Source organism: Streptomyces sp. NPDC043176 (assembly GCF_056436715.1).
On record NZ_JBWKCA010000003.1, the window covers coordinates 355,775 to 367,288 of the forward strand.

The following is an 11,514-nucleotide window of genomic DNA, read 5'->3' on the forward strand; positions in this document are numbered from 1 at the left end:
TCAGTTCGCGTCGAGGAGCTTCAGCTCGGGGTGGGCCGTGCCGCCCTCGATCGCGGTGGACGAGATGTGCGAGGCGACGCGCTCGTCGACCGGGTCGTTCGCCGGGTCGTCGTGGACCACGATGTGCTCGTACGTGGTGGTGCGCTGCGCCGGGACGCGGTCCGCGGTGCGGATCATGTCGATCATCTCGCGCAGGTTGGAGCGGTGCTTCGCGCCCGCCGAGGAGACGACGTTCTCCTCCAGCATGATCGAGCCGAGGTCGTCCGCGCCGTAGTGCAGGGTCAGCTGGCCGATCTCCTTGCCCGTGGTGAGCCACGAGCCCTGGATGTGGGCGACGTTGTCGAGGAAGAGCCGCGCGATCGCGATCATCCGCAGGTACTCGAACAGCGTGGCCTGCGTGCGGCCCTTGAGGTGGTTGTTCTCGGGCTGGTAGGTGTACGGGATGAAGGCCCGGAAGCCGCCCGTCCGGTCCTGTACGTCACGGATCATGCGCAGGTGCTCGATCCGCTCGGCGTTGGTCTCGCCGGTGCCCATCAGCATGGTGGAGGTGGACTCGACGCCCAGCTTGTGGGCGATCTCCATGATCTCCAGCCAGCGCTCGCCGCTCTCCTTCAGCGGGGCGATCGCCTTGCGCGGCCGCTCCGGGAGCAGCTCGGCGCCGGCGCCCGCGAAGGAGTCGAGGCCGGCGGCGTGGATGCGGGTGATCGCCTCCTCGACGGAGACGCCGGAGATGCGGGCCATGTGCTCGACCTCGGAGGCGCCGAGGGAGTGGATGACCAGCTGCGGGAAGTCCTTCTTGATGGCGGCGAAGTGCTGCTCGTAGTACTCGACGCCGTAGTCCGGGTGGTGGCCGCCCTGGAACATGATCTGGGTGCCGCCGAGCTCCACGGTCTCCGCGCAGCGGCGCAGGATGTCGTCGAGGTCGCGGGTCCAGCCCTTCTTGGTGTCCTTCGGCGCGGCGTAGAACGCGCAGAACTTGCACGCCGTCACGCAGACGTTCGTGTAGTTGATGTTCCGCTCGATGATGTACGTCGCGATGTGCTCGGTTCCCGCGTACCGGCGGCGGCGCACGGCGTCGGCGGCGGCGCCGAGCGCGTGCAGGGGCGCGGAACGGTACAGGTCGAGCGCCTCCTCGGGGGTGATCCGGCCACCCGCGGCGGCGCGGTCGAGAACAGACTGGAGTGCGGCCTTCTCGGTCACCGGGTGCGTCCCTTTCGGAGGGGTTCTGATCGACCGAACCAGCCTACGCCCAGCGCAACCACCCGGGTGCTTGACCCCTCTCTCCCTTCGGAATCACCTGATCTGTCCCGAAGGAACCGGAGTCGCACCATGACACGCCCGTCGTCCTGGAGGTCCCGCCACCGGAGGCCCGCCCCGTCCGGAAGGCCCCGCCGGGCCGGCCCCGTCCGCTCCGTCGCCCTCGCCCTCGCCCTGGCGGTGCCGCTGGCCCTGCTCGGGGCCCGTGACGGCGCCGGGGGCGAACCGCTCGTGTTCGGCGGGCCGCTGTCGGGACCGAAGGCGGCGCCGGGGCAGCCGGTGACCGTCTACCCGACGGGCCCACCGGCCCGGTTCACGGTCGCCGGGCGGGTGGCCGACGGCACCGGCATCGGGGTCACGACGCTCACGGGCCGGAAGTCCGGCTTCACGGGCAAGGTGTGGGTGTGGGCGCCGCCGCAGTATTTCGACCCGAAGTACGCGCACAGCGGCTTCCCCGTCCTCGTGGCGCTCCCGGGCGGGCACGGATATCCGGGGAATTACTGGCGGGCGACGGATCTCGGACTCCAGGACGGCATCTCCCGGTGGTCCCGGTCGGGAAAGAGCCTTCCGTTCATCGTCGCGATGCCCGTCCTCAATCCGGACTTCGACCACTACTACGACGGCAGTGATATTCCGGGCCGGCCGAGAATGGGGACCTGGATCGCGGAGGACGTGCCCGATTTCGTCCGCGCGAATTTCCGGACCTTCGCGTCACGCGACGGCTGGGCGTTCATGGGGTCCTCGTCGGGCGGTTTCGTGGGCCTCAAGTCCGTGCTCCAGCACCCGGACCGCTTCAAGGCCGTCATAGCGTCGGGGCCCGACACCGTCCCCGACTCGCCGCTGTGGCGGGGGCACGAGCGCGAGCGGCGGGCGAACGACCCCGGGCGGCTCGCGGCGGCCCTGGGGCGGCGGCCTGACCTGCCCCGCAACGTCGTGTACCTGGCCTTCCAGCTCGGCTCGCGGGAGACCGGGATCGGCCCGAAGGTGCGGCGGTTCATCCGTACGTACACCAGGGGGCCGGTCAAGAGCAGGCTCCAGGTCGTGCCGGGCGGCGGCCACAACGCCCGTACGTACGTGCGAGGACTGGAGGCCGGCTCGATCGAGTGGATCAGCAGACAGCTCCAGCCCCCGGTGCCGGACCGCCAGGCGCCTCCTACCGGTGGGCGGGCGGCAGCAGTTCGACGGTGACGTCCGCCGCGTATCCGGTGGTGGCGCCGGTCCTGCGGGCGAACTCGCGGACGCCGGCCAGCTGCTCGGGGCCGAAGCGGAAGTCGAGCGTACGGAAGTACCGCTCCAGGAGTTCGGCGTCGAAGGTCTCCCAGCGTGCGGCCTGCTCCGCGACCTTGGCGACCTCTTCGAGGGAGAGGTCGCGCGAGGCCAGGAACGCCTGGTGGACCTCGTGGACGGTCTCCGGCTCGCGCGCGAGGAAGTCCTTGCGGGCCGCCCACACGGCGAAGACGAACGGCAGGCCCGTCCACTCCTTCCACATCAGCCCCAGGTCGTGGACCTGGAGGCCGAGCCGCGGCGCGTCGTGCAGCGAGGCCCGGAGCGCCGCGTCGCCGATCAGGACGGCCGCCTCCGCCTCCTGCATCATCAGGCCGAGGTCCGGCGGGCAGGTGTAGTAGGCGGGCTCGACCCCGAACCGCTCGGAGAGCAGCAGCTGCGCGAGGCGTACGGAGGTGCGCGAGGTGGAGCCGAGGGCGACGCGCGCGCCGTCCAGCTCCTCCAGGGGCCGCTGCGACACGATCACGCAGGACATGACGGGGCCGTCGCAGCCGACGGCGATGTCCGGGAGGGCCACGAGGTCCGCCGCGTTGCGGAGGTACTCGACGAGGGTGATGGGCCCGATGTCGAGGCCGCCCGCGACGAGCCGCTCGCTGAGCTTCTCCGGGGTGTCCTTCGTGAGCTCCAGGTCGAGGAGCGTCCCGGTCCGCGCGAGCCCCCAGTACAGGGGGAGGCAGTTCAGGAACTGGATGTGTCCGACGCGGGGCCGGCTGCGCTGGTGGTCGTCGGTTGCATTGTCCACATCGTGAGGCTAGACCCGTCTCGCACTGTGGGCATCGCCGGGGCCACCCGCGTCAGCACGCGAGGGAAGATCAAACATGCGGGTGACGTGATCTTTCCCTCTACCGCCGCGAGCGTCCTGCGTGCTACGCTCAACGCAAGTTGCAGTTTGGTTTCCCTTGCAGTACAGAGCCTGCGGAGCATGTAACCCGCAGGCTTTTGTAGTTTTCAGACTTGTTTGCAGGTTCTGGAGCAGGGCGACCCTTTGGCCCATAGGAGGGCTCATGGCTACCGGAACCGTGAAGTGGTTCAACGCTGAAAAGGGCTTCGGCTTCATCGCCCAGGACGGCGGCGGCCCGGATGTCTTCGTCCACTACTCCGCGATCAACGCGAACGGCTTCCGTTCGCTCGAGGAGAACCAGCTCGTGACCTTCGACGTCACGCAGGGCCCGAAGGGCCCGCAGGCGGAGAACGTCTCCCCGGCCTAAGGTGCCTGGGTCGGCGAACACGCACGACTAGAGCAGTACCCAAGGAGCCCCGCTCCGTGCCGCACGGCACGAGCGGGGCTCCTGCCCTTTTCCGGGCCCCGTCAGCAGTTCGGGATGACGGTCCCGTTGTTGTCGCGGGCCTCGTCGTTGCCCCAGCGTGACAGGTAGTAGGCGGAGACGTACGCGCCGTTGCCGTTCTTGCCGGCGTGGACGGAGTCGAGGTCGGTCCTCAGCCACCAGTGGTTGTAGTTGCCCGAGCCGTCGCGGATCTCCTGGCCCCAGACCTTGCAGTAGACGTAGTTCGTGCCCGCGTACAGCACGCCCTGCGGGTCGTTCGTGTTCGCCTGGGCGTAGCCGGTGGCGTTGGCGAAGGTGTCGACCCAGTACTTGCCGCCACCGCCGCCCGAGCAGCCGTTGTCGCTGGTCAGGAACTTGGAGCCGTAGGAGCCGGGGTAGGGGGCGAGCGAGACGCCGTTGATCGCGATGGTCTGGCCGACGCCGTTGTAGAGCTGCTCGTAGTGGATGTGGGCGCCGGAGCTGTTGCCGGTGGTGCCGGTGGTGCCGATCTGCTGTCCCTGGGAGACCCAGGCGCCGTCGGCGACCGAGTAGGCGTTGAGGTGGAAGTAGTACGTCTTCCAGCCGCCGCCGTGGTCGATCACGATGTAGTTCCCCGCGCCCGTCGGCTGGGAGTAGCGGCGGGCGGTGCCGGACGCCGAGGCGAGGACCGGCGTGCCGGCCGTCGTACCGCCGTCGGAGCGGACGAAGTCCAGCGCCAGGCGGACCTCCGCCGAGTGGTGGCTGTACGTCCAGGTCTGGCCGCACGGGTACGGCGCCTTGAAGAGCGGGGCCGCCTGGGCCGGGGTGGTGGTGACGAGCGCGGTGAGCAGGCCCGCGACGAGCGCGAGGAGAGTGCCCAGGGGGGTGATCCGTGCACGCATGCGTCCTCCGGTGAAGGTGGGGGTCGGGGAGACGGACGACAAGGCGGAACGAGGTCGGAACGGGGCGGAACGGAAGCGCGACGAGGAGCCGGGACGACGAGGCGGGACAAGGGTCGACGCGCGTCGACCGGACGCCGGACGCACCACAGCGTGCCGGAAGATCGCCTACGGCAATAGCCCGCCGAACCCACACTCGTACGGCCGCGGTTACGTAGGCTGGACACATGACCGAACGGAAACCGCCCGGCGTCGACTTCGAGTCGTTCGTGGACCGGCAGATCCGCCAGGCCTCTGAGCGGGGCGATTTCCAGCGCCTCGCGGGCTTCGGCAAGCCCCTCGCCGACGACTCCGCCCCGTACGACGAACTGTGGTGGATCAAGGGAAAGATGCACAGCGAGGGCGCGTCCGTCCTCCCGCCCTCCCTCACCCTCCGCAAGGAGGCGGAGGACGCCGAGGCCGCGGTGTCCGCAGCCGTCTCCGAGCGCCAGGTCCGGCGCATCCTCGACGAGATCAACACCAAGATCGCCGAAGCGCTCCGCCGCCCGCCGGCCGGCCCGCCGCTGAACCTGACGCTCTTCGACGTCGAGGCGACGGTCGAACGGTGGCGCGCCGAGCGGGCCGACCGGGCGTAGGCCTCCCCCGATCGGCCCTCCGCCGGGAGGGCCGATCGGGTCTCCGCCGAGTCCCACCCAGAGGAGCCCCCATGAACAGCGCCGCCCTGCTGGTCGACTCGTTCGGCCGGATCCGTGAGGTCGTCCACGAGGCCGTGGAGGGCCTCACGGACGAAGCGCTCACCGCCCGCGTCGACCCCGACGCCAACACCGTCGCCTGGCTCGTCTGGCACCTCACCCGCATCCAGGACGACCACCTCGCGGACGCCTTCGCCACCGGGCAACTCTGGTCCTCCGACGGCTGGTCCGCCCGGTTCGGCCTGCCCTTCCCCGACCGCGCCACCGGCTACGCCCACACCTCCGCCCAGGTGGGCGAGGTCCGCGTCCCCGCCGACCTCCTCCTCGGCTATCACGACGCCGTCCACGCCCGCACCGTCGACCTGGTCTCCGCCGTCACCGACGCCGACCTCGACCGCGTCGTCGACACCTCCTGGGACCCCCCGGTCACCCTCGGCGTCCGCCTCGTCTCCGTCATCGCCGACGACCTCCAGCACGCGGGCCAGGCGGCGTACGCGCGGGGTGTGGTGGAGCGCCGGGGTTGACCCCGTGACGCGTGTCAGCGGCGGCTGGTGGCCTCCGGGCGATCTTCGCGATCTTCATGCGGGGCGATGTCCCGGCGGGGGGGTACCACCGGCCGCCTCCATGCGTCACGGCCGCGCGTCCACGACGCGGCGGCCGCCCCTGGGGAGGGACCGCTCGATGGACCGCTCGACCCTCCTCATGTCGACCGCGAACGGCAGCGGGGACAGGGACCTCCACCTCTACGAGCCCGGCGACGCGAACCACGACGGCCGTCCGGACCTGTACGTCTCCGGGCCGTACGACGGCGGCGAGACGTACCTCTACAAGGGCACCGGCTCCTGGAAGGCCCCCTTCCGGGCACGGGAGACAGTCGGCGTGATGAGCGACGGCCGCGAGCGTTTCTACAACCTCTACGGGTGACCTCCTCACCCCGTACAACCCTCTCCGCCGATCAAGAGTCCCACCGAGCGATGCGCACACCTGTGCGCATCGCTCGGTCCATCGAAGGGAAGCCCTTGCCTTCCGCACTGCCCTCGCGCCGCCGTCTCGCCGTAGCCGTCACCGCAGTTCTCGCGGTCACCGCCGGGGTTCCGGCCGCCGCCCCGGCCGCTTTCGCGGCCACCTCGTCGTCCGTCGCCGTCGTCACGGGGGGCACGGAGGCCGCGACGCCGGTCCCGTTCCCGGTGGACGCGGAGATAGAGGGCGCCGGGACCACCGGTTTCCTGTCGAAGGGCGCCAACGACCAGTACGGCAACACGCAGTTCCGCTGGACGCCGTACGACGGCGGCGAGCCGACCGACTTCACGTCGGCGAACGCCGGATACGACACCACGGGGACGGACGTCTTCGTGCGCGGGGACATGTCCCCGGCGCGGCAGTTCCGTTCGGTGACGCTGAGGGACCTCGGGAACCCCGGCGCCGGCTCCGTCTCGTTCGACCTGGGCTCGCTGTGGGCCACGTACGTCAAGGCGGTCGGGCCGAGGACGGTCCTCGCCAAGCAGCCGACGGAGCTCGACACGGAGCGGCTGCTGATCGTCACCGACGAGAACGGGACGAAGCACCAGCGCGCCGTCACCGGGCTGCCCGGCACCGCGTACGGCTTCTTCACCAACGCGCCCGCCGTCGACGGCAAGGTGATCGTCGGCTACTCCGCCGGCACCTTCGAGGAGCCGACGGCCGCACGGGCCGTCATCGACCTGGAGACCGGCGCGGTCGTGGAGACGTACCCCGCCGCCACGGCCGGCTACCTCAGCAGTGGTCTCGCCCTGTCGGCCAGCCATGTCGCCTGGATGGACTCCGGCCCGGACGGGACCGCCGTCGTCACGGTGAACCGCGCGACGAAGAAGGTCAGCCGGATCGCCGCGAACGCCGCCGACGGGTACCACCTCGGCCTGGTGAAGAACTGGCTGGTGTACGGCGTGCCCAGCAAGCTCACCGAGCCCGGGACGTTCCCCGACACGCAGCTGACGGCCCTCGACCTGGCGGCCAACGAGGCCACCGATCCGGTTCCCGTCAGCGACCCCGTCCTGCTGACGGACTACGCCTCCTCCACGGCGGCGGCGGCCGACGGCACCCTCCTCGTGCGCGGCGGCACGGTCGACAAGGGCGAGGGCCTCTACCGGGTCGCGACGGGCACGGGCGGCGAGCCCGCCGCCGAGCTCGTCGCCACGACGAACCGGCCGACCGCGCTCACCTACGTCGGCGCGCAGGTCCCGCCCGTCATCGACCTCGACGTCACCCGCCAGGTCGACCTCACGTGGCAGCTGTCGCGCGGCAACGCCGACGTCACGGTCACGCTCACCCACCAGCGCACGGGCCGGACCTACACCCGCGAGCTCGCCCTCGACCCCGCGACCGACGGAACCTTCGGCCTGCGCTGGGCGGGCGTCTTCGACGCACCGGTGGGGGAGGCCGCGAAGTCCGCCCACAACGGCGACTACACCTGGTCCCTCCGGGCGAAGCCGCAGAACGGCATCGGCCCCGACGTCACCCAGTCCGGCGCCTTCAAGGTCGTCCGCACCGCCAAGTCCCACGACTTCGACGACAACGGCTCGCCCGACCTCTTCACCCGGGACGGCGCCGGCGTCCTGCGCCGCATCGACACCACCTACGACCCGGGCACGAAGCGCCTGCTCGCGGCGGGTCAGCCGGTCGTCGTCGGCACCGACTGGCAGGTCTACGACCGGATCGAGTCCGTCGGCAACGTGGCGGGCACGTCCGCCCCCGACGTCCTCGCCCGGGAGAAGAACGGCAACCTCTGGCTCTACCAGGGCAAGGGCGACGGCGGCTTCGCCACGCGGGCGAAGATCGGCACCGGCTGGGGCATCTACAACCACATCGTCGGCGGCTCCGACCTCACCAACGACGGCAAGTCGGACATCCTCGCCACGGACACCACCGGCGGCTTCTGGCTCTACCCCGGCACCGGCAACGCCAACGCCCCCCTCGGCGCCCGCACGAAGATCGGCACCGGCTGGGGCATCTACAACCACATCGGCGCCACCGGCAACATCGGCGGCACCTCCGCCGGCGACGTCATCGCCACGGACACCACCGGCGGCCTCTGGCTCTACCCCGGCACCGGCAACGCCAACGCCCCCCTCGGCGCCCGCACGAAGATCGGCACCGGCTGGCAGTCGCAGGGCGAGCTGGTCCCCCTCGGCGACGCCACCCGGGACAGGCTCAACGACCTCTTCACGTTCCGCTCCGGCTTCTACGCCGGTACGGGGAACCTGAACGCCCCCCTGGCACCGAACACCGGCACCGAGGTCCTGAACAACACCGGCGTGAACACCATCGTCTTCTGACCCAAGGGTCTCTCGACGTCCGGGGGCGCCTCGTCATCGACGGCGCCCCCTTCATTCACCGCTTCCCCACGCTTCCCCACGCTTCCCCACGCTTCCCGGCAAGGAACACCCTTTGGACCACACGCGCACGTCCCACCGGCGCCTCGCCGCCGCCATCGCGGCGGTCCTCGTCGTCACCGCCGGGCCCCTGGCGGCACCGGCGGTGGCGGCCGTGCCGGGCAGCGGCCCGGTCGCCGCCGACACGGCGGCGGACGGGGTGCCCGCACCCTTCCCCGTGGGGGGCACGCTGTTCAGCGCCGGACCCACCGGCTTCGCCACCGCCGAACCCGGTCCGACGCAGACGACGTACCGCTGGACGCGCTACTCGGACGGCGCCACGACCGTGTTCCCCGCCCGCATCGGCGTGGCCGGCGGGACCGACATCGTCAAGACGGTGGAGGGGACCACCCACAAGCTGTACGACCTGTCGACCGGCGCCGCCCCCGTCCCCATCGACGTCGGCGGCCCGCTCGCGTCCTACCGGATCCGCGCCACCTCACGCACCACCCTCGCCATGACGGCCCCCAACGCCACCGGCGGCACCGACCTCCACCTCGTGGACAACCCCGTCGGCACCCTCCGGGACCGTACGGTCCCCGGCTTCCCGGCGGACGCCGTACTCGACTCCGTCGCCCTGGCCGCCCCGGACACCCTGGTCGTCCAGTACGCGGGAACCGTCGACGGCGCACCACACCACCGCGTCGCGCTGGTGGACGTCGCCTCCGGCGCGATCACCCGGGACCGCGAATCGCCCGCCCCCGGAGCGCTGACCAACCTCACCGTGTCGGACACGCGCCTCGCCTGGGTGGAGGCGTCCGCGCCCGACGGGAGGGGGAACAGGGACCTGTCGGTCGCCGTCGCGGGGTGGGAGGAAGCCCCGGGCACCGCGCCCGAGCACATCGCGGTGGGGCGCGGAGCGAAGCTCGTCGTCGACCTGGTGGGCGACTGGGTGACGTACGCGGTGCCGAACGGCATCGACCACGTCGTGCCCAATCCCCTCTACGCCTTGACCGCCCGCTCCCTGAAGACCGGCGAGACATTCCCGCTCCTGGACCACGTCGTCAGCTCCACGATCGGACCGGACGACACCCAGGCCGTACGCGGAGGATCGCTCACCGAGAACGAGGGCCTCTACCGCGTCGCCGTCGGCGAGGGCGGCAGGCCGGAGACGACGCTCCTGGCGACCACCGGCGAGTCGACCGCCACCGACATCGTGAGCACCGACGTCCCCACCGTCGTCGGCCTGGGCAAGAGCGGCAGGACCGCCGCCCTCCGGTGGTCCCTCAACCGGTGGTCCCCCGAGTCGAGCATCTCGTTGACCCATGTGGCGTCAGGAAGGACGTGGTCCAGCGAGCCCCGTTCCGGCAGCGTCGACCGCTGGGTGGACTGGAACGGCACCTTCACGACCGGCGTCGCCGCTTTCAACGGTGAATACACCTGGCGCATCACGGCCGTCCCCGGCAACGGCATCGGACCGGCCACCGAACGGACCGGCCGGTTCACGCTGGCGAACCCGCCCGCACCGCACGACTTCTCCGACAGCGGCACGCCCGACCTCCTCACCCGCGACTACACGGGACAGCTGAAGTCGTACGACGTCCGCCAGCTCCTCACCGACACCGTCTACTCGCGGGAGATCTCACGGCTCGGCACCGGCTGGCAGATCTACGACCGTCTCGCGGCACCCGGCGACCTCGGCGGCACACCCCATGCCGACGTGATCGCCCGCGAACCCGGCGGGCTCCTCTGGCTCTACCCGGGCGCCGGCCACTCCCTCGGTGCCCGCGTGAAGGTCGGCACCGGCTGGCAGGTCTACGACCGGATCGCCGGCGGCAGCGACGTGACCGGTGACGGCAGAACCGATCTGCTCGCCACCGACAAGGCGGGCGCCCTCTGGCTCTACCCCGGCACCGGGAACGTCAACGCCCCCTTCGGCGCCCGCAAGAAGGTCGGCACCGGCTGGGGCGTCTACCACCAGATCACCGCCACCGGCAACATCGCCGGAGCCCCCGCCGGCGACCTCGTCGCCCGCGACAAGGACGGCAACCTCTGGCAGTACCTCGGCAAGGGCGACGGCACCTTCGCCCCCCGCACGAAGATCGGCACCGGCTGGAACACGTACCGCGACGTCATCGGCATCGGCGACACCAACCGCGACGGCCTCAACGACCTGCTCGCCGTCGACCACACCGACGTCGTACGCCGGTACCCGGGAACCGGCGACTGGCGCCGGCCGCTCGGCCCCGCCCGCGAGCTCGACGAAAGACTGGGCGACGCTTCGGACGTCAGGTTCTGACAACCGCCCACACCGTCTTGCCGACACACCGCCCCTTCACCCCCCACGCGGTCGCGAGGGCGGCCACGAGCAGCAGCCCGTAGCCGCCCTCGGCGGGCTCCGGGCGGGGGTGTGGGGGCGGCTCCGGGCGCCGCTCCCCGCGCGCGTCGGACAGCTCGATGTGCACGTGGCCGTCACCCCGCTCCATCCGCACCTCGAAGTCCCGCCCCGGCACCCTGCCGTGCAGTGCCGCGTTGTTCGCGAGCTCGGCGACCACCAGCTCCGCCGCCTCGGCGGCGGGCCCGGTCACCCCCCACTCCTGGAGCTGCCGCACGGCCAGTAACCGCGCCAGCCGCGCGCCCCGGCGCGTCGCCGAGAGCCGGAGCGTGAACTCACCTGTCGGAGTGGACGTTTCGGATTTCATGCCCCCGACCCTGGCCCCCCAGCCGTACCCTGACCAGCAGCGACACGACGACGCTGGGTAACTGTACGGGTGCGCCACGAGGGCGGTAC

Annotated in this window: 11 protein-coding genes; 7 read left to right on the forward strand and 4 right to left on the reverse strand. The window is 71.3% G+C overall.

The window, feature by feature from the left end; all coding sequences use genetic code 11:
* Window positions 1–1,200, reverse strand: coding sequence for a cyclic dehypoxanthinyl futalosine synthase (gene mqnC, locus AC067A_RS06670; RefSeq protein ID WP_478615403.1), 1,200 nt, complete (start codon window positions 1,198–1,200; stop codon window positions 1–3).
* A gap of 129 nt (window positions 1,201–1,329) precedes the next feature.
* Between mqnC and AC067A_RS06675 the strand changes: the two genes are divergently transcribed.
* On the forward strand, window positions 1,330–2,445 hold the full coding sequence (locus AC067A_RS06675) for an alpha/beta hydrolase (protein ID WP_478615405.1): 1,116 nt from the start codon (window positions 1,330–1,332) through the stop codon (window positions 2,443–2,445).
* Here AC067A_RS06675 and AC067A_RS06680 read toward each other — a convergent pair.
* Window positions 2,411–3,283, reverse strand: coding sequence for a menaquinone biosynthetic enzyme MqnA/MqnD family protein (locus tag AC067A_RS06680; RefSeq protein WP_478615407.1), 873 nt, complete (start codon window positions 3,281–3,283; stop codon window positions 2,411–2,413). The genes AC067A_RS06675 and AC067A_RS06680 overlap by 35 nt on opposite strands.
* Before the next feature lie 262 nt (window positions 3,284–3,545).
* On the opposite strand from AC067A_RS06680, the gene AC067A_RS06685 reads away from it, so the two are divergent.
* A complete protein-coding gene (locus AC067A_RS06685) occupies window positions 3,546–3,749 on the forward strand; it encodes a cold-shock protein (RefSeq protein WP_015035453.1) in 204 nt (67 codons plus the stop codon).
* Between the two features lie 101 nt (window positions 3,750–3,850).
* Here the strand turns inward: AC067A_RS06685 and AC067A_RS06690 are convergent, their stop codons facing one another.
* Window positions 3,851–4,687, reverse strand: a complete 837-nt coding sequence (locus AC067A_RS06690) for a M23 family metallopeptidase (RefSeq protein ID WP_478615409.1) — start codon at window positions 4,685–4,687, stop codon at window positions 3,851–3,853.
* A gap of 224 nt (window positions 4,688–4,911) precedes the next feature.
* On the opposite strand from AC067A_RS06690, the gene AC067A_RS06695 reads away from it, so the two are divergent.
* The 5 genes from AC067A_RS06695 to AC067A_RS06715 all read left to right on the forward strand — a co-directional run bounded on the left by AC067A_RS06695 (window position 4,912) and on the right by AC067A_RS06715 (window position 11,022).
* The gene (locus AC067A_RS06695; RefSeq protein ID WP_478615412.1) at window positions 4,912–5,319 is read left to right on the forward strand and encodes a DnaJ family domain-containing protein; all 408 of its coding nucleotides are present in this window, start codon (window positions 4,912–4,914) and stop codon (window positions 5,317–5,319) included.
* A gap of 71 nt (window positions 5,320–5,390) precedes the next feature.
* Window positions 5,391–5,900 (forward strand): mycothiol transferase, encoded by a 510-nt coding sequence (locus AC067A_RS06700; protein ID WP_478615414.1) that lies wholly within the window; start codon window positions 5,391–5,393, stop codon window positions 5,898–5,900.
* 157 nt (window positions 5,901–6,057) lie between these two features.
* Entirely contained in the window at window positions 6,058–6,300 is a 243-nt protein-coding gene (locus AC067A_RS06705; RefSeq protein ID WP_478615417.1) for a hypothetical protein, read from the forward strand.
* A gap of 95 nt (window positions 6,301–6,395) precedes the next feature.
* Window positions 6,396–8,687: an FG-GAP repeat domain-containing protein gene (locus AC067A_RS06710; protein ID WP_478615419.1), complete on the forward strand. Its 2,292-nt coding sequence runs from the start codon at window positions 6,396–6,398 to the stop codon at window positions 8,685–8,687.
* Between the two features lie 112 nt (window positions 8,688–8,799).
* A complete protein-coding gene (locus AC067A_RS06715; protein ID WP_478615422.1) occupies window positions 8,800–11,022 on the forward strand; it encodes an FG-GAP repeat domain-containing protein in 2,223 nt (740 codons plus the stop codon).
* Here AC067A_RS06715 and AC067A_RS06720 read toward each other — a convergent pair.
* Entirely contained in the window at window positions 11,012–11,425 is a 414-nt protein-coding gene (locus AC067A_RS06720; RefSeq protein WP_478615425.1) for an ATP-binding protein, read from the reverse strand. The two genes, AC067A_RS06715 and AC067A_RS06720, sit on opposite strands and share 11 nt — an antisense overlap.
* Window positions 11,426–11,514 lie beyond the last annotated feature (89 nt).